The organism is Flavobacterium dankookense (assembly GCF_004362665.1).
GTDB classification, from domain to species: Bacteria; Bacteroidota; Bacteroidia; order Flavobacteriales; family Flavobacteriaceae; genus Flavobacterium; species Flavobacterium dankookense.
In genome coordinates, this window is record NZ_SNXR01000019.1 from 68,242 (window position 1) to 87,181 (window position 18,940).

Below are 18,940 nucleotides of genomic sequence, written 5' to 3' on the forward strand. Positions count from 1 at the left end.
AGTTTTGTTAAGTAAATCTATACAATTTTACCTAATAAAACTTAATGTAAATAGTAAATATGTAACATTTTGATGTTACATTGTCTTTTATTAAATCCTGTCTTGTAGCGCTTTAATCTCATCACGGAATTTTGCTGCTTGCATGAAGTCTAAATCTTTGGCTGCATTTTCCATCGCTTTTCTGGCATCGCGAATTTTCTTTTCGATTTCGGGTTTTGATAAGTATTCGCTTTCGGGTTCGGCGGCTTTTAAAACTTGGTTTTCATAATATTGCGTTGAAACTGAATTTCCAGCTAAAGCACTTCCCAAACTTTTATTTAATGCTTTTGGTTCCAATCCGTGTTTGGTATTGTAATTGATTTGTTTTTCACGACGGTAATTGGTTTCGTCAATTGTTTTTTGCATAGAAGCTGTGATTTTATCACCATACATAATAGCTTTTCCGTTTACGTTTCTAGCGGCACGACCAACAGTTTGCGTCAATGAACGATGACTTCGTAAAAAACCTTCTTTGTCAGCATCAAGAATGGCAACCAATGAAACTTCGGGTAAATCCAAACCTTCACGAAGTAAGTTCACACCAATCAAAACATCAAACAAACCTTTACGCAAATCTTGCATGATTTCTACACGTTCTAGAGTATCAACATCAGAGTGAATATAACGGCAACGAATGGAAACTTTCGTCAAATATTTGGTCAGTTCTTCTGCCATTCTTTTGGTTAAAGTAGTGACCAAAACACGTTCGTCCACTTCACAACGTTGTTGAATTTCTTCAATTAAATCGTCAATTTGGTTCAAACTCGGTCGAACTTCTATAATTGGATCCAGCAATCCTGTTGGACGAATGACTTGCTCAACATAAATTCCTTCTGATTTTTGCAATTCATAATCGGCAGGTGTAGCCGAAACATAAATGACTTGATTTTGCATACTTTCGAATTCTTCAAATTTCAACGGACGATTGTCCATCGCTGCAGGAAGTCGGAAACCATATTCCACCAAATTCTCTTTTCGACTTCTATCGCCGCCATACATGGCATGAACTTGGGAAATGGTAACGTGACTTTCATCCACTACCATCAAGAAATCATCTGGAAAATAATCGAGTAAACAGAAAGGTCGTGTTCCCGGCAAACGTCGGTCTAGGTAACGAGAATAATTCTCAATTCCTGAGCAATAACCAAGTTCGCGTATCATTTCTAAATCGAAATTGGTGCGTTCTTCCAATCGTTTTGCTTCTAAATGTTTCCCGATTTCCTTAAAATAATCGACTTGTTTTACCAAATCTTGTTGAATGTCCCAAATGGCAGCTTGCAATACATCGGGTGAAGTCACAAACATATTCGCCGGATAAATAGTCAGTTTTTCGTATTTTTCTAAAACTTTCGAACTTCTTGCATCAAAGGCTTCAATATCTTCAATTTCATCACCAAAAAAGTGAATTCGGAACGGTTCATCGCCATAACTTGGAAATATATCAACGGTATCGCCCTTAATTCTGAATGTTCCTGGAGTGAATTCGACTTCGGTTCGTGAATATAAACTTTGAACCAATCGATGTAATAATTTGGTTCTAGAAATTACTTGATTTTTCTCAACTGAAACTACATTTTTCTGAAATTCAACCGGATTTCCAATACCATAAAGACAAGAAACAGAGGAAATTACAATGATGTCACGACGACCGGAAAGTAGGGCAGAAGTTGTGCTTAAACGCAGTTTTTCTAGTTCTTCATTGATGGATAAATCTTTCTCAATATACGTTCCAGTTACCGGAATAAACGCTTCTGGTTGATAATAATCATAGTAAGAAACGAAATATTGCACCGAATTATTTGGAAAAAATTGCTTGAATTCGGAGTATAATTGAGCAGCTAATGTTTTGTTGTGTGCCAAAACTAGCGTTGGTTTTTCTACATTCTGAATTACATTGGCAACGGTAAATGTCTTTCCTGAACCAGTAACTCCTAATAAAGTTTGGTATTTTTCGCCATTGATAATTCCGTTTGAAAGTTTTTCAATGGCTTGTGGCTGATCGCCTGTGGGTTTATAATCGGATGCGACTTGGAATTTCATGTATTGATTTTGACTAAATATCAACTTAAATAAAGTTGATTATCGATAAAATTTCGGATTTCTACTAGTGTGTCTTACTCTAAGAATATAGATTTTGTCAAAATCTATTTTATATGAAATTCGATAATTAAATTTTTCAAAAGCACGATAATTTTCATCAATTGGAATTCGCATTTCATCTATTTCATAAATTTCACAATTTCTTTTAAGAATTTCTACAGAAGTTGCTAATGTGTCAATTACTTTGTCTGCGATTTCAAAGTTCTTTGTTTCCTCCAATAAATAAAAATAAATATCTTCTAATTGATTTTGAGAAGTTTGTGTCCAAATTATCTCTTTTTCCATTGAGCTATTTTTTCTAAAAATTGGTTATGTGTTGCTACATTTTCATGTGCAATATCATCTTCAGATTTTTTTAAATCTAAATTATAATCCTCAACACTTTCAGATTTACTATCCAAAATTGTGTTTATAGCAGCCAAAAATGCTTCGTCGTTAATTTCTGATATCTTAGAAATTACCAAGTTTTTTAGTTCAATTGTACTCATGATGAATATAGTTTATACAAATTTAATAAAAAAAGCATCAATCAATGTTAAACTTCCAGTCTTTCTGTTGTTTTTCGCTTAAGAAAGTCCATGCTACAAAACGGCTTATTTTTTGACCTTGAGCCATTTCTATTGTTTTAATTTCAACTGCTCCAACTTTGTTCAACGTTTTGTAAATGCTTCTTAAATTGTCTTTTTTGGAAACTAAAGTGGTAAACCAAAACACTTGCAACGGATATTTTACGCTTTCGTAAATCATTTGAGTTATGAAACCAATTTCGCCACCAGTACACCAAAGTTCGGCGTTTTGACCGCCAAAATTTAAGATAGGTTTGCTTGTCTTCGTATCTTCCAAATTATTTACTTTTCTCAAAGCGGCCTTAGTTGCTTCGTCTTGCGATGAGTGAAATGGTGGATTGCAAATAGTAAAAGCAAATTTATCTTCGGGTAAAATAATATTTTTGAAAATAAATCTTGGTTCCACTTGCAATTGCAAGCTAATGACTTCAATCAAATGCGGATTTTTAGCAATGATTTTTTTGCAATTTTGAAGTGCATTTTCATCAATGTCAGTTCCAACAAAACTCCATTGGTATTCGTGATTTCCTATAATCGGATAGACACAATTGGCACCAATTCCGACATCTAGACCGATTACATTTTCACCTTCGGGGATAATGTCATTGTTTGATTTGGCTAATAAATCAGCTAAATAATGAATATAATCAGCTCTTCCAGGAATTGGCGGACACAAATAATTTTTAGGAATATCCCAATATTGTACTCCATAATCTGAGATTAAAATAGCTTTGTTTAAAGCTTTTACGGCTTCAGGATTGGCAAAATCAATAGTTTGCTTCGCCTGTTTGCTTTTGCTCGTGTCAACATCAAATTCATTGACGAAAATATAATTTTTTAAAATAGGATAATTGTAAATTAATTTTTCAAAATCGTATCTAAATCTATGAGGATTTCTAGGATGTAGTGTTGTTTTTTCGGGAATTATTTTGTTCTTCATTTTGTCATTTCTCAATACCAAATATAAGTAATTAGTATGGGTTGGACAACAGTAAAATTCATAGCCTTTTATCTTAATAAAATAAAAAAACCATCCAGATTTATCTATTTCTCGATGGTTTATTATTGGTGATTTTATCGGTTTAAATTCTATTTGAATTGTAGCGCCAAGGTGATAATATGCGAGTCCAATCCATCAGTTCTGGTGTAATATCCATATCGAATATCGAAACTGTGAATTCGTTTGATATTAAAAATTCCCTTATTACTATCCACAACATGGTAACCTAGACCAATCATATTACTGGAGAATTTTGATAAATCATAATCGCTTGTGTAATATTCATTGGTGAGTTCGTGTTGATTTTTGGAATCAAAATACTTGGCTTGACTTTGCTGATAAAATCGATATGGAATTGATAAAGAGGAGAATTCGGTTAACTTATAACTTGGTTCAAAACTAAAAGTATGTGAATTGATATTCCAATTATCGTAGTAATATCTATAAAAAGTTCTAAGCACAATTTTATCATTTAGGAAATAATTTCCTCGAATTCCAATTGGGATTTTGAAACGTGTATTTGGCAATTTTTCTGAACGTACCGAAAGGTCTTCAAAATAGACACGATTAAATTTAGTAGCCAAAAGTCCTTCTTGATAACCAATATCAGCAAGTAATGCAATTTGGAAATTTTTATTGATTACTTGTGACAATGATAGTCCAAGATTATAGGAATTCCTCGGTTTTGAATCGTTGTGCCTTGCATCATTATCGGATGGATTATTCCGCAGTTCAATTGGTAAAATTACTTTCCAAGTATCAAAAAAAGCCATTCCTTTAACGGAGAATTCGCGATTGTTGTCTTTGGAAGTTTTTGCAAAACCAACATTGGCACCAATTGAAAAATAATCATATTCGGCAGAAAATGAAACTCCAGCATTATAAACTGTTTTCTTTTCTTCGTTTGCATAACTGTAATTTGCCGAAGGATAAATTCGGATATCTTGATATGAAGCCGAAGTAACTGTGCTTGGGTCTATCTTGTCAGAAGAAGCAGAAGAATAACTGTCTATACCAACATTAACACCTAAAGTATGGACATTATTTTTTTTATCTTTTTTCGATAAAATAACTTCAAAATTAGTAGCGATATCCGTTAATTTTTCAGTTCCTTCACCACCAGTTACAGCAGAATTATTTCCGTCTTGGGTATAATAACTTGTGATGAAATTGATTTCTTCTATTTTTAGCTTTTGTTTTTTGTAATTGCTAGAAATACTGTCATTTTGCGCTTTACCTTGATGTGCAAACAAAAAAGCCAAACATGCTGCTGTTATTAATCTTTTTTTCATTTTTAATTATAATTTAATTACAACCGCATCCACCGCCAGTTTTTCCACCGTTAGCACCTGAACTTGCTTCTCTGTAGAGTTGAAAAGTATTTTCAAATTTTTCGGTTTTTTTTGCGGTCAATGCCATTTCAGCATCATTAATTTTTGATTTTTGGTATTCTTTCACGGAGCTACAAGAGCAAAAGGCAACTAGCGAAAGAAAAGCAATAAAAGTCTTTTTCATTGGTTTGAGGTATTAGTTAATAGTAATATTTTTGGAGAAATAGGTTTTATCGTTATCGTCAATAATGATGCAACCAATCGTCTTCAATTGATTTATAAAATTTAATCCAACTTCAATTCCCATTACGGTCACAGGAGTTGCAAGTGCATCAGCTATCTCGGCATTGTCGGCAAGAATAGTAACGCTTTTTATACCCGAAATAGGATAACCTGTTTTTGGATCTATAGTATGCGAATAACGTTTGTTGTCAATCACAATAAATTTTTCATAGTTACCAGATGTTGCCACTGCTTTATTCGTAATTTTAAACGTAGAAAAAATGGATTTCTTCTGATTAGGATCGGCAACGCCGATAGTCCAAGCCTCGCCATTTTCTTGAAAACCCCAAGCGGATAAATCGCCTGATGCATTAACAATACCATTTAAAACATTGTTTTCAATGAGTTTTTTCTTTGCCATTTCTGCGGCATAACCTTTACCAATGCCACCAAAACCAATTCGCATTCCTTTATTCTTTAAAAAAACGGTTTTGTTATTTTCGTCTAAAAGAATGTTTTCATAATTGATTAATGCTACCGCCTTTTTAGCGGTTTCGGGTTCTGGAAGTGAAGTCATTTTCAAATCAAAATTCCAAAATCGTTTATCTAAACTTCCGTAACTGATGTCAAAAGCACCTTGCGTAATCTTAGAAATAAATTGACATCTTTTTATCAATTCAAAAACTTCATTATCCACTTCGATAGGCTTTATACCTGCATTTTCGTTTATTTTGTATGTGATGCTAGTATCTGAGAATGTGGTTAAAAGCGTTTCAATTCTTCTGATTTCTTCAATAGCAATTTCAAAGTTTTCTTCCGCACGATTTTCATTTTCATCAATCAAAGTGAATTCGAATTGATTACCCATTAATCGTATGTTTTTTTTGAATAACATCTCAGGAAAGTTCTATTGTAATTGAGCGATAAATTCTTCTAAAGTTTCCGATGGTGCTTTTTCCCATTTTTTTAAAATAGTACCGTTTTGGTCTAAAAGAAGTATTAATGGAAAAAGTCCTTTGGAATTGTATTTTTCAGCAAGCTGCTCGTTTTCGATAGTTTGCTCTTTTGATAATTGATTTTTTTTCAGTTTGGGAAAGTCAGCATTAAAAAGGATAAGGTTTTTTTGAGCAAATTCCTTAAAGACTTCCGTTTCGATGTAGTTTTTTTTGAACTTTACGCAAGGTGAACACCAATCGGAACCTGAAAAATAGAATAGTACTTTTTTGTTTTCTTCTTTGGCAATAGCAATTGATTTTTCAAGCGTGTTAACTTGTTGGCTGAAGGACATCTGTGTTAATAAAAACAGACATAAAAATAAATTGGTTTTCATCGGTTATGGAATTAAAGTAGAGTAAATGTATTCACATTAACCAACCGATGTTCAAAAATAGGCTTAACTTTCGATTAAGATTAAATCGCCTTTTTCAAATTCAATAGAAACAATTCCGTCATTGGCGACATGATTGCTACTTCCAGTTCTATATCCTAGTTTTAGATTTTCTTTTTGAAGTGGGTAAAAAAGATTTTCTGTAGTAATATTTTCAACTGTTCCAATTGGAATTAAGGAAAGTATGGTGTCTTTTGTGTACCATTTTTGATATTTTTTTGGCAATAAAAATGCTTTGGAATAATCATCCCAAAAAACAATTTTCAATTGATTTTGATAGTTAGCAGAAATGGTCAAATTATGAAGTGTATGATCAATTCTTCGTCCAGTTGCCCAAATCACATTTACAGCCTTGTGTCCTTTTTCGATTAAATAGTCGAAAGCTTTCTCCAAATCAGTTTTGTCTTGGTTTGGCGAATGAACGATTTCGAGAGGAAACTGTTTTTCCTTATAAATTTCGGGATTAAAATCGCCATCAAAATCACCTAACAACACATCAACTTTAATTCCCAAGTCGACTACTCGTTCCATTGCGCTATCAAGTACAATCACCATTGGTGACCATTCTAAAAGTTGTCCTAAAAGCTCGTTGCTACATTCGGCACCATTGGCAATGATTAATGCGGGTTCTTGGTCGTCGCGAACAATGTGGTGTGATGACATTTTTTAAATATTAGATTTTAAATATAACCTAAAATCTTTTCATTTTACTCAATAACATATTCTTTTACTTCGGTTTTACTTACACGGAAATAACCTAGAGCAAAGTTATTGAAATTGGTTTGGTTTACAATATTTCCTCTAATAGTTGATGTTGGTGTAGAAAATGGTCCAGCGCTATTAGTTCCTGTTTGTGCCAAAAGAATATTCATGTAGTTGTAATAGTTTAAAGTAACACCGTTTAAGGTGAATTTTATAGTATCGCCAGCTTTTAAATCTTCGCTGAAATACAAACCAAACATTTCATTATTTTCAAAGAATTTATCTTCAAGAACACCATATTCTGGAATTACTTTATAAGGATCATCAATTCGCAAGAAATAGTGATTCGTTTCATTTTCTAAATCATCAAAAAAGAATTTTACTTCGATGTCTTGTCCAAGAATTCCACCATCATCTTTTTGTTCAATTCTAGTAACGACAGGCGTATTTAAAAGTTTTTCGGTGGAAATATAGGTTTCACCTTCGTGAATAACTGTTAATGTATAGGTTTCGTTTACAACAGGAACAAAATCATAACATTTGTAAGTTCCAGCAGTTTCTTCTTCAACAAAGGTAAATACTTGCGATGAACTATTGGTTATAAAAACGATTGCTCCGCTAACTGGTGGAATAGTATTTGAAAAATAATCGGTTGTAGTAGAGAGTTTTATTCGTTGTTCATTTCCACTAGTTTCAGCATACCAATTGATGGAAGCTTCGATGACCAATCGTGGTTCGCCATTTTCTAAATTAACATCAATTACTTCCTCACACGAAGTGAAAGCAATCAAAATTAAAAGGAAACTTATATAGGATAACTTTTTCATAGCTTAAAATTTGATATTATAGGTTGCACTTGGTACAAATCCAAAAATTGATAATCGAATGGCTTCGTTTGAAGCGGTTTCTTGATTTTGTCTGAACGTAATCGATGCAGCATTCATGCGGTTGTAGATGTTATAAATTCCAAAAACCCATTCTGCTTGCCATTTTCTGCCTTTATTTTTTCTTGGAGTTAAGGTTGCCGAAACATCCAATCGATGATATGAGGGTAAGTTGTTTTCGTTTCTCGAACTGAAATTCGGAACCGTAATTCCTTCGTATTCATATTGTCCATCTGGGAACGTTACTGGTTGTCCTGTTTGAAAAATGAAATTAGCACCAAATCGCCATTTTTCATTCAATTTATAATTTCCAACTAATGATAAATTGTGGGTTTTATCAAAACCTGTTTTATACCAATCGCCGTTATTAATTCCAGTTTCGACTGGCGTTCTGCCTTCAACTTGTTGTTCGGTTCTGGAGAGTGTATAAGAAAGCCAACCTTTAAATTGACCAGTATTTTTTCGGAACAAAACTTCTAAACCATACGCTCGTGCATTTCCATTTAAAACCACTCTTTCGATTGCTTCGTTCGCAATTAAATTTGCACCATCAATGTAATCTACACGGTTTTTGATGGTTTTATAAAACGTTTCGGTTTCCAGTGAATATTCATCGTCTTTGAAATTTTGGAAATAACCAACGGCAACTTGGTCGAGTAGTTGTGGTTTTAAATATTGATCGCTTGGCGCCCAAACATCCAAAGGAGTTGGTGATTGCGTATTAGAAATTAAATGCAAATATTGTGTCATTCTGTTGTAACTTGCTTTGATAGATTGATCGTCATTTAAAGCATAAGAAACAGAAAAACGTGGTTCTAGATTGTCAAACTTAGCAATGGTTTGATTTTTCCCATAACTCACAGTTCCTATTGGTTCAGCACTTTCATAGATTTGGAAATTTTGGTTGAACGTTACAGGTTGATTATTAGCGTATGTATTCAATGTTTGCTGACCTAATCGAAGAAATGAACTTCCGCGAAGTCCATAGGATAAGGTTAAATTTTTAGTAATTTGATGTTCCGCATCGATGTAAATCGAATTTTCTAAAGCATATTTTTTGTCAAGTTGGTCAGCATTAATTCCAGAATCGGGACGTGTTGGTTCAATTTTCCCTGGATTGAAATCATAATAATTCGATTGAATTCCATAGGTTAATTTGAATTTGTCAGAAATATAATGTTTGAAATCATATTTGATGTTGTAGTTTTTGATACCGCTATCCCAATTGAAACCGATGATGTCTAATTTTAATCCATAATAATAATCAGAATAAATCATGGATAAATTGGAAAATAATTTATCCGAAAATAAATGGTTCCAACGGAAATTTAACACCGAATTTCCATACGTATTAACAAAACTATCATTCAACTGAAAAACATCTCTTCCAAAATAACCCGAAAGATAAATGTTGTTTTTTTCGTTTAACGAATAACTCAATTTGGTATTCAAATCATAGAAATATGCCGAATTTGGATTGTCAATTAATTTTAGAAAAAGATGTGCATACGATGCTCTTCCGGCAACAACAAAAGAACCTTTGTCTTTTACAATTGGACCTTCGGCAAGAATTCTACTGGAAATTAAACCAATTCCACCATTCATATGAAAATCGTTTTTGTTTCCTTCTTTTTGATAAATATCCAAAATAGAAGACAATCTTCCACCATAACGAGCTGGAATTCCGCCTTTATATAATTTTAAATCTTTGATAGCATCTGGGTTAAAAACCGAAAATAATCCAAATAGGTGAGAAGAATTATAAATCGTAGCTTCGTCTAGTAAAACCAAATTTTGATCCGCGCCACCGCCACGAACGTTAAAACCCGATTGTCCTTCGCCAGCATTGGTAACTCCAGGTAAAGTTAAAATGGATTTAATAATATCAACTTCTCCAAAAATAACAGGCATTTCTTTGATTTCCTGAATGGTCAGTTTGTTGACACTCATTTCCGGTTTTCTGATGTCGATGCGTTTTTTATTGTCAACAATAATTACTTCGTTAAGGACTTGGCTACTTTCTGAAAGTAAAAAGTTTTTTTTGGTATTTTGATTTAGACTAATTTTTTCTTCAACAGTTTGATAACCAACATAACTTGTTGAAATTGTATAATCGCCTTTTGGCAATGTGATGGAGTAAAATCCATACTCGTTTGTGACTATACCTGTTTTAGTTTCTTGAATATAAACGGAAACGCCAATGAGTGTTTCTTTATTTCTACTATCAGAAACTACGCCGCTAATAGTAAATTTTTCTTGTGAAATTGCTTGAAGTGTAGCAAAAAAGATAAAAAAAATGGCTAAAATATTTTTTGGCATAAATTTGGATGTTAGTTTAGCAAAATTCAACATTAATCGGTTTAGTTAATCATAATCATTTGTTAAGATTTGGTTAATTAAAAATACTAGTTTTCTTTTAATTAGATACTTTTACCATAAATTTTTTACTATGATGAAAGCAGGTTTTGCACTAATGTTTACATTATTTTTTTGCTTCAATGGTTTTTCACAGTTTGAAATGCCAAAGAAGACATTAAAAATTGCGCCTATTTCAAATCCGAGTGGGCAAGTTTCTCCCACATCATCACGAGCAATAACTTATCCAAGCATTTTTGATAAAAAAGATAAACTATCTGAAAGTGTTTCTCTTTTAAATAAAAAACAGGAACCTGAAAAAAGTATAATGGAAACGGAGAAATTCGAAAATCCAGCTGCTGATTATACTGAAAAGATGAATAAAAAAAGTGATGGTAAAATTCTCGAAAAATTCAAAAGTGATAGCTTTTTAGGTAATTTTAAAGTAGGAACAAAGATAATCAGTATTGCTTGTCGTGACCATGAAGCTCCTGATGGTGATGTAGTTAGAATTTGGCTTAATGATAAAATTGTAGTTGATGCAATTCTTCTTGATGTTGAATTTAGAGAGGTTTTTTTAGACTTAGACGAAGGAATAAATAAAATCGAAATAGAAGCTTTAAATCAAGGCGAGTCTGGACCTAATACTGCTCAATTTGTAATTTATGATCAGAAAAAAGGGATGATTACTACCAATAAATGGAATTTAACAACTGGAGTAAAAGCCAAATTGATTATCCTAAAAGAAAAAGGTGTTTTAGAAGAACAGAAATAAAAAAGACGACTGAAAGTCGTCTTTTTTATATTTAAATGATTGATGAAATTTAATTCAGTTGAGCTAAAATTTCATTCAATGTTTTGCTCGGACGCATCTTGGCATTGAGTAAATCAGTATTTGGTTTATAATAACCTCCAATGTCATTTTTAATTCCTTGACTATCGATTAACTCTTGATTTATTTTGCTTTCATTTGTTGTTAATTCATTTGCAATAGGAGTGAAGATTGCTTTTAATTCAGTATCGTTATTTTGGTTTGCTAAAGCTTGTGCCCAATACAACGTTAAAAAGAAATGCGAACCTCTATTATCTAATTCACCAACTTTTCTAGCAGGAGATTTGTCATTTTCTAAGAATTTAGCATTCGCTTCATCTAAGGTATCAGCTAAAACTTGTGCTTTAGAATTATTTAAGGTTTGAGCCAAATGTTCTAAAGAAGCTTGTAATGCTAAAAATTCTCCTAAAGAATCCCAACGTAAATATCCTTCTTCTATAAATTGTTCTACGTGTTTTGGAGCCGAACCACCAGCGCCAGTTTCAAATAATCCACCACCATTCATCAATGGTACTATAGATAGCATTTTTGCTGATGTACCCAATTCTAAAATCGGGAATAAATCAGTTAGATAATCACGTAAAACATTTCCTGATACTGAAATGACATCTTTACCAGTTCTAATAATTCGTAACGTTTCTGTCATTGCATCTTTTACATCCATGATGCGAATATCCAGTCCGTTTGTATCAAAATCTTTTAAGTATTTTTCAACTTTTTTGATAATTTCTCTATCGTGAGCTCTATCTTTATCTAACCAAAAAATAGCAGTTGTATCGGATAATTTCGCTCTGTTTACAGCAAGTTTTACCCAATCTTGAATTGGCGCATCTTTAGTTTGGCACATTCTAAATATATCGCCAGCAGAAACAGTTTGCGATAGTAAAACTGTACCGTTTTCAGTTTCAATTGTTACTAATCCATCTTCAGAAAGTTGGAATGTTTTATCGTGCGAACCATATTCTTCTGCTTTTTGTGCCATCAAGCCTACATTTGGAACAGAACCAATTGTTTTTGGATCTAAGGCGCCATTTTTTCTCATTTCTTCAATGCAAGCGCTGTAAAATCCTGCATACGAACGATCCGGAATCATAGCAATTGTGTCTTCTTCTTTTCCTTCTGCATTCCACATTTTCCCTCCATTTCTTGCTAATGCAGCCATTGACGCATCAACAATAACATCTGAAGAAACATGGAAATTTGTAATTCCTTTATCGCTATTTACCATAGCAATTCTTGGTCCATTGGTAATAGCATCTGAAATTGCTTGTTTAATTTCAGCTTCTAATGAATGTCCTGCAATTTTATTGTACAAATCTTGCAAACCATAATCAGGAGTTATATCTAATGCTTTAAAAGTTTCGGAATATTTTGTGTAAACTTCTTCAAAATAGGCTTCTACAATCGCTCCAAAAATAATTGGGTCAGAAACTTTCATCATCGTTGATTTCAGATGAACGGATAGCATTACATTTTTAGCTTTTGCATCAGAAATCACTTTTTTCGCATAAGCTTTCAAAGCGTGCATATTCATTACTGAACTATCGATTACTTCGCCAGCTTTTAGGTTAGCTAAATCTTTTAAAACTTTAGTTTGACCTGCTTTGCTTGTAAAAACAATTTTATATTTAGTATCGTTATCAATCGTGGTAGAATTTTCAGTTCCAAAAAAATCTCCCGTTTCCATATGAGCTACTTCTGTTTTACTATCAGAACTCCAAACACCCATTTTGTGGGGATTCTTTTTAGCGTAATTTTTAACCGCTTTTGGCGCTCTACGGTCAGAGTTTCCTTCACGAAGAACTGGATTTACTGCAGAACCTAATACTTTTGCGTACTTTGCTTTAGCTGCTTTTTCATCATCGGTTTGAGCATCTTCAGGAAAATCAGGAATTTTATATCCTTTTGCCTGTAATTCTTTTATAGCTTCTTTCAATTGAGGAACCGAAGCTGAGATATTTGGTAATTTTATAATATTTGCTTCTTGAGTTGTTGCCAAAAGTCCTAATTCAGCTAAATCATCCGATTGTTTTTGATTGTCGTTTAAATATTCTGGAAAATTCGCCAAAATTCTTCCTGCTAATGAAATATCTCTTGTTTCAACTGAAATTCCTGCAGGTTTTGTGAAGGCTTGAATAATTGGTAATAAAGAATGTGTGGCGAGCATAGGTGCTTCATCCGTAATGGTATAAATAATTTTAGAATCTAACATTAGGTATTCGTTTATTTGTTTTAGAATAATCTGTGGAACACAAATATATAAAATTGAGTAGAATTAAGTGTAAAATTACTATACAAATCAATAAAATTGAGGATTAATTAAAAATTGATGTTTAAATTATTTTTTGTTTGGACAAAACGTGAATTTTTTGTCAAAAAAAAAAGTCTCCTTGTTTGTGCAAGAAGACTTTTTTATACAATATAAGAAAGAATTAGTTTTTATATCTTCTTTCTTTGATTTTTGCTTTTTTACCAGTAAGTTCTCTGAAGTAGTAAATTCTAGCTCTTCTAACTTTACCTCTTTGGTTCACTTCAACTTTTTGTAAAGCTGGCATGTTTACTGGAAAGATACGCTCAACTCCAACTGCACCAGACATTTTACGGATTGTGAAAGTTTCAGTTAATCCTGAACCTTTTCTTTGGATAACAACTCCTTTAAAAAACTGAGTTCTTGTTTTTTCACCCTCTTTAATTTCGTAGTAAACTGTGATAGTATCACCAGCACCGAACGCAGGGAAATCTTTTTTTGTTGACAATTCGTTATTAACGAAATCTACTAAATTTGCCATTTTTATGATTATTATGGTTTAAAATCTGAGCAACATTCACGGTTTTCGCCAGAGGTTGGTCAAATGTGGGTGCAAAATTAATTATAAATTATGAATTATGAATTATAAATTGAAGAATATTTTTAAAAAACTATTCTTCAAGTAAATCAGGACGACGATTTTTAGTATGTTCGTAGGCTTTGTCTTCGCGCCATTTTTCTATTTTGGCAAAATGTCCGCTAGTTAAAATTTCTGGAACTTTCCAACCTTTATAATCTGCAGGTCTTGTGTAGATTGGTCCAGAAAGTAATCCGTCTTGAAAACTATCCGTCAAAGCCGAAGTTTCATCTGATAAAACACCTGGAATTAGTCTAATGATAGCATCACAGAAAACAATGGCACCAATTTCGCCACCAGAAAGAACATAATCACCAATAGAGATTTCTTTGGTTATTAAATGGTCGCGAACACGTTGATCCACACCTTTGTAATGTCCACAAAGAATGATGATATTTTCATACATAGAAGCTGTGTTTGCCATTTTCTGGTTTAAAGTTTCACCATCAGGTGACATGTAAATTACTTCATCGTAGTTTCTTTGAGATTTTAAATGCGCAATACAATCATCGATTGGTTGAATATTCATTACCATTCCAGCTCCACCACCAAACGGATAATCGTCAACCGATTTTTGTTTGTTGGTTGTGTAATCTCTTAAATTATGAAAATGAACTTCCACTAATCCTTTATCGATTGCACGTTTCATGATTGAACCTTCAAAAGGACTTCGTAATAAATCGGGTAAAATGGTGATAATATCTATTCGCATTTGGCAAAGATAAGTTTTACTTTTTGGTTGCCAAAATAGAATATACCATTGGAATTTTATTTTCTAAATGTTTAATTCTGTATTTACTAGGTGCAAATTCTTCGGTTTCATTAAAACAATTATACGGAGAATAATCATATTCATTAAATGAATTAATTTCTAAACCCGATTGTATTAAAGCATTTAAAATTTCACTCGTTGGATGGTTCCATGTAACTGTTTTCGATGAAATCTCGGAATTTCTATCAGCATACGTTCCAGATTCGTCTTCAATAATTGGTTCTACATTAAAATAATTATAAAAAACTTCTTTGAAATCATTGTCAAACATCCAAACTACAGGATGAAAATCAGCTATGATAAATTGACCTTTTGGATGTAAAAAGTGTGAAACGATTTTTGCCCATTTATCTAGATCAGGAAACCAACCAATTGTTCCATAACTTGTAAAAACAATATCAAATTTTTCATTGATATAATCCATAGCATCATAGATATTGCAACAAACAAAATTGGCGTCAAGCTTTAATTTTGTTGCTATTTCAGTAGCTTTTTCAATAGCTTTATCCGATAAATCTAGTCCTGTAACGGTTGCTCCAAGTCGTGTTAATGACAAAGTATCTTGACCAAAATGACATTGCAAATGCAAAATCTTTTTACCAGAAACATCGCCAAGAAGTTGTAATTCAATATCGTTTAACGTTGATTTTCCCTTCAGAAAACTTTCGTTATCATAAAATTCAGAGGTAATGTGAACGTCTGTTTTATTGTTCCAAGTTTGTTTGTTTAGTTCAATATAATTATCCGTATTTTTCATCGTGTTTAAATTGATTATTTAGCCAAATGTACAGTTTTGGAAATAGTTTCTAATGAATTTTATTCGTAAATTTGCACCAAAATTTTTTAAAAAAATACAATGGAAAACGGAATATACGCAAAATTCAACACCTCAAAAGGTTCAATTTTAGTAAAACTAACTCACGATTTAACTCCAGGAACAGTTGGTAACTTTGTTGGTTTAGCAGAAGGACAATTAGAAAATTCAGCTCGTCCGATGGGAAAGCAATATTACGACGGATTAAAATTCCACAGAGTAATTCCTGATTTTATGATTCAAGGTGGTTGTCCTCAAGGTATTGGAACTGGCGGACCAGGTTATAGTTTTGATGACGAATTTCATCCTTCGTTAAAACACGATAGACCAGGAGTTTTATCAATGGCAAATTCTGGACCAGCAAGTAACGGTTCTCAGTTTTTTATAACGCATGTTCCAACCAATTGGTTAGATAATAAGCATACTGTTTTTGGTCATGTTGTTGAAGGACAAGAAGTTGTTGATGCTGTAGCTCAAGGTGATGTTTTAGAAACTCTTGAAATTGTTAGAGTTGGTGAAGAAGCACAAAAATGGAATGCTATCGAAGCGTTTAGAACTTTTGAAGGTTCACGATTAAAAAGAATTGAAGAGGCAAAAAAGCAAGCTGAAGAAGCCATGGAGAAGTTAGCTGCTGGTTTTGAAAAAACGGAAAGCGGATTGCGTTATAAATTAATCCAAAATGGTAACGGAAAACAAGCTGAAAAAGGAAAAACAGTTTCAGTTCATTACACAGGACAATTAGATAATGGTAAAACTTTCGATTCATCGTATCCTAGAAAAAAACCAATCGAATTTCCATTAGGAAAAGGTCATGTTATTGAAGGTTGGGATGAAGGTATTGCTCTTTTAAAAGTAGGCGATAAAGCTCGTTTTGTTATACCATCTTATTTAGCCTATGGTTCTGCAGGTGCTGGAGGTGTAATTCCACCAAATGCGACATTAATTTTTGATGTAGAATTGATGGATGTGAAGTAATATTAAATATTCAAATATTAAATTTTAAATATCCCAAAGCTGAACGGTTTGGGATATTTTTATATATTTAATACAAGTGAAGAATAGGATAGAAGATTAATCTTTTACTTAATTTTTACTTAATAAATCAACCCGATAGAACTTCTGTCGGGTTTTTTTATAGTTTTACTTTAACTTAAAAACCAATAAATCATGAAATTAAAAATTACTTTACTCTCGATTTTATCTCTAATAATTTATTCCTGTGCTACAAAATCAAGTGTTCCAACAGAAGTGGCTAAAAAAGAAGAACCAAAAGTTATGGTTTTTGCGACAATTCTGGATACTGAATTAACCGAGGGTAAAATGTTGTATGAAAACAATTGTAATAAATGTCACGAATTATTTGAACCTAAACGTTTCACTGCTTCTCAATGGTCACCAATAGTATATCGAATGCAAAAAGAAGCAGGTATTACAGATGTTGATAGAGAAAAAATTTATAAATATTTAACAGCTAATTCTCAATAAACAGCATAATTAGTTTTTAAACACTAAATCCATTTGGTAAAACGGCACCTTTTTTAACTACAATAATTCCGTCTTTTACAGTATATAAATCAGTATTTGTATCCTCTAAATGCTTGCCGCCATTGAGTCGAACATCATTTCCAATTCTACAATTTTTATCAACGATGGTATTGCTAATAAAACAACGTTCGCCAATACCAATATTAATAATTCCATGTTCAACATTCGTTCTGATTTCTTCTAGATTTTGATAATAATCATTACCCATAAGATAAGAGTCAATGATAGTTGAACCAAAACCAATTCTACTTCTAATTCCAACCACCGAATGTTCTACCGTAACACCATTTATGATACAACCTTCAGCTATAACTGATTTATCAATAGTGGAAGCACCAGTAATTTTTGATGGTGGCAAAACCCTTGCACGAGTGTAAATTTTACTCGAATTATCAAATAAATTGAATTTTGGAATGTCATCTGTCAAACCTAAATTAGCTTCAAAAAACGAATCGATGTTCCCAATATCAGTCCAATATCCTTCATATTGATAGCTCAATATTTTTTGTTTTCCAATGGCTTGCGGAATAATTTCTTTACCAAAATCTTTCGTTTCTTGATTTTTCATCAATTCCACCAACAAATCCCGATTGAAGATATAAATTCCCATCGATGCTAAATAGTGTTTGCCTTCCGCTTTGGATTCTTCACTAACTTCCGATGTCCATTGTGGCAACAAATCAGCTTTTGGTTTTTCTATAAACGAAGTAATAAAATTTTCCGTATCGGTTTTCAAAATTCCAAATTCTGGAGCTTCTTTTGCCGTTACAGGCAATGTAGCGATAGAAATCGAAGCGCCAGAATCATGATGCGCTTTAATCATTTCATTAAAATCCATTTGATATAATTGATCGCCCGAAAGTATCAAAGCATAATCAAAATCATGGTTTAAAAAATGCGTCATACATTGTCGAACGGCATCGGCAGTTCCTTGAAACCACGTTGGATTATCTGGCGTTTGTTCAGCAGCTAGAATGTCCACAAAAGCCGTACTGAAATGGCTAAAATGATAAGTGTTTTTAATGTGTTGGTTCAGCGAAGCCGAGTTAAATTGCGTCAAAACAAACATACGTTTGATATCTGAATTAATACAATTAGAAATCGGAATGTCAACCAAACGGTATTTTCCAGCAATGGGAACAGCTGGTTTCGAACGACTTTCTGTCAATGGTGCCAATCTTGAACCTTGTCCGCCACCAAGAATAATGGCTAATGTTGATTTATTTATCATTTTCTATGTCATTATGAGGAACTAAAAAAACCATCCTCTTTATTATTTTTATTATTTTTTTTGGGCAACTATTCCGCCTTCCACTCCCGCTTTTTTATCTTTTCTAAAAAAAGAAAAGATAAAAAGAGCTCCGTTCAAGTCGGGTTGCGGTCGGTAGTCTTAAACTAAAATGGTCATTCATTCATAAATCAACACTCTTTAATCAAAAATTTGTACTATTTATTAGTATATTTTGTACTATTTATTAATATATTTTCTACTATTTATTAAACAAT

Annotated in this window: 19 protein-coding genes; 3 read left to right on the forward strand and 16 right to left on the reverse strand. The window is 32.7% G+C overall.

Annotated features, from left to right (window positions below):
- Nucleotides 1–90: 90 nt before the first annotated feature.
- The 11 genes from uvrB to BC748_RS13885 form a co-directional block, all read right to left on the reverse strand.
- Nucleotides 91–2,079 (reverse strand): excinuclease ABC subunit UvrB, encoded by a 1,989-nt coding sequence (gene uvrB, locus BC748_RS13835; RefSeq protein WP_133534089.1) that lies wholly within the window; start codon nucleotides 2,077–2,079, stop codon nucleotides 91–93.
- A gap of 39 nt (nucleotides 2,080–2,118) precedes the next feature.
- Nucleotides 2,119–2,424 carry a type II toxin-antitoxin system RelE/ParE family toxin gene (locus tag BC748_RS13840; RefSeq protein WP_133534090.1) on the reverse strand — a complete coding sequence of 102 codons (306 nt, stop codon included), beginning with the start codon at nucleotides 2,422–2,424 and terminating at the stop codon, nucleotides 2,119–2,121.
- On the reverse strand, nucleotides 2,409–2,627 hold the full coding sequence (locus BC748_RS13845) for a hypothetical protein (protein ID WP_133534091.1): 219 nt from the start codon (nucleotides 2,625–2,627) through the stop codon (nucleotides 2,409–2,411). The genes BC748_RS13840 and BC748_RS13845 overlap by 16 nt, the downstream gene beginning before the upstream one ends.
- A 37-nt stretch (nucleotides 2,628–2,664) precedes the next feature.
- A complete protein-coding gene (gene rlmF, locus BC748_RS13850) occupies nucleotides 2,665–3,645 on the reverse strand; it encodes a 23S rRNA (adenine(1618)-N(6))-methyltransferase RlmF (protein ID WP_133534092.1) in 981 nt (326 codons plus the stop codon).
- Nucleotides 3,646–3,794: 149 nt separating this feature from the next.
- Nucleotides 3,795–4,997, reverse strand: coding sequence for a DUF3570 domain-containing protein (locus tag BC748_RS13855; protein ID WP_133534093.1), 1,203 nt, complete (start codon nucleotides 4,995–4,997; stop codon nucleotides 3,795–3,797).
- Between the two features lie 13 nt (nucleotides 4,998–5,010).
- Nucleotides 5,011–5,220 carry a DUF4266 domain-containing protein gene (locus tag BC748_RS13860; RefSeq protein WP_133534094.1) on the reverse strand — a complete coding sequence of 70 codons (210 nt, stop codon included), beginning with the start codon at nucleotides 5,218–5,220 and terminating at the stop codon, nucleotides 5,011–5,013.
- Between the two features lie 12 nt (nucleotides 5,221–5,232).
- Nucleotides 5,233–6,126: an FAD:protein FMN transferase gene (locus tag BC748_RS13865; protein WP_246014046.1), complete on the reverse strand. Its 894-nt coding sequence runs from the start codon at nucleotides 6,124–6,126 to the stop codon at nucleotides 5,233–5,235.
- A gap of 39 nt (nucleotides 6,127–6,165) precedes the next feature.
- Nucleotides 6,166–6,546 carry a thioredoxin family protein gene (locus BC748_RS13870; protein ID WP_246014047.1) on the reverse strand — a complete coding sequence of 127 codons (381 nt, stop codon included), beginning with the start codon at nucleotides 6,544–6,546 and terminating at the stop codon, nucleotides 6,166–6,168.
- Between the two features lie 105 nt (nucleotides 6,547–6,651).
- Entirely contained in the window at nucleotides 6,652–7,308 is a 657-nt protein-coding gene (locus BC748_RS13875) for a thiamine diphosphokinase (protein WP_133534097.1), read from the reverse strand.
- A gap of 44 nt (nucleotides 7,309–7,352) precedes the next feature.
- The gene (locus BC748_RS13880) at nucleotides 7,353–8,174 is read right to left on the reverse strand and encodes a DUF4249 domain-containing protein (protein WP_133534098.1); all 822 of its coding nucleotides are present in this window, start codon (nucleotides 8,172–8,174) and stop codon (nucleotides 7,353–7,355) included.
- 3 nt (nucleotides 8,175–8,177) lie between these two features.
- Nucleotides 8,178–10,550 carry a TonB-dependent receptor gene (locus BC748_RS13885; RefSeq protein WP_133534099.1) on the reverse strand — a complete coding sequence of 791 codons (2,373 nt, stop codon included), beginning with the start codon at nucleotides 10,548–10,550 and terminating at the stop codon, nucleotides 8,178–8,180.
- Nucleotides 10,551–10,680: 130 nt separating this feature from the next.
- Here BC748_RS13885 and BC748_RS13890 point away from each other — a divergent pair, with 130 nt between their 5' ends.
- Complete coding sequence (locus BC748_RS13890) at nucleotides 10,681–11,361, forward strand: hypothetical protein (RefSeq protein WP_133534100.1); 681 nt, start codon at nucleotides 10,681–10,683, stop codon at nucleotides 11,359–11,361.
- Between the two features lie 49 nt (nucleotides 11,362–11,410).
- Here the strand turns inward: BC748_RS13890 and BC748_RS13895 are convergent, their stop codons facing one another.
- From BC748_RS13895 to BC748_RS13910, 4 genes are all read right to left on the reverse strand, one after another.
- A complete protein-coding gene (locus BC748_RS13895; RefSeq protein ID WP_133534101.1) occupies nucleotides 11,411–13,630 on the reverse strand; it encodes an NADP-dependent isocitrate dehydrogenase in 2,220 nt (739 codons plus the stop codon).
- Between the two features lie 220 nt (nucleotides 13,631–13,850).
- Nucleotides 13,851–14,207 carry a 50S ribosomal protein L19 gene (gene rplS / locus BC748_RS13900; protein WP_035125948.1) on the reverse strand — a complete coding sequence of 119 codons (357 nt, stop codon included), beginning with the start codon at nucleotides 14,205–14,207 and terminating at the stop codon, nucleotides 13,851–13,853.
- A 130-nt stretch (nucleotides 14,208–14,337) separates the two neighbouring features.
- The gene (gene trmD, locus BC748_RS13905; protein ID WP_133534102.1) at nucleotides 14,338–15,015 is read right to left on the reverse strand and encodes a tRNA (guanosine(37)-N1)-methyltransferase TrmD; all 678 of its coding nucleotides are present in this window, start codon (nucleotides 15,013–15,015) and stop codon (nucleotides 14,338–14,340) included.
- A gap of 16 nt (nucleotides 15,016–15,031) precedes the next feature.
- Nucleotides 15,032–15,832, reverse strand: a complete 801-nt coding sequence (locus BC748_RS13910; RefSeq protein WP_133534103.1) for a class I SAM-dependent methyltransferase — start codon at nucleotides 15,830–15,832, stop codon at nucleotides 15,032–15,034.
- A 99-nt stretch (nucleotides 15,833–15,931) separates the two neighbouring features.
- On the opposite strand from BC748_RS13910, the gene BC748_RS13915 reads away from it, so the two are divergent.
- Nucleotides 15,932–16,864, forward strand: a complete 933-nt coding sequence (locus BC748_RS13915; protein ID WP_133534104.1) for a peptidylprolyl isomerase — start codon at nucleotides 15,932–15,934, stop codon at nucleotides 16,862–16,864.
- 192 nt (nucleotides 16,865–17,056) lie between these two features.
- Nucleotides 17,057–17,374 carry a cytochrome c gene (locus tag BC748_RS13920; RefSeq protein ID WP_133534105.1) on the forward strand — a complete coding sequence of 106 codons (318 nt, stop codon included), beginning with the start codon at nucleotides 17,057–17,059 and terminating at the stop codon, nucleotides 17,372–17,374.
- Between the two features lie 16 nt (nucleotides 17,375–17,390).
- Here BC748_RS13920 and BC748_RS13925 read toward each other — a convergent pair whose 3' ends face one another.
- Nucleotides 17,391–18,665 (reverse strand): glucose-1-phosphate adenylyltransferase, encoded by a 1,275-nt coding sequence (locus BC748_RS13925; RefSeq protein WP_133534106.1) that lies wholly within the window; start codon nucleotides 18,663–18,665, stop codon nucleotides 17,391–17,393.
- Nucleotides 18,666–18,940: the final 275 nt, after the last annotated feature.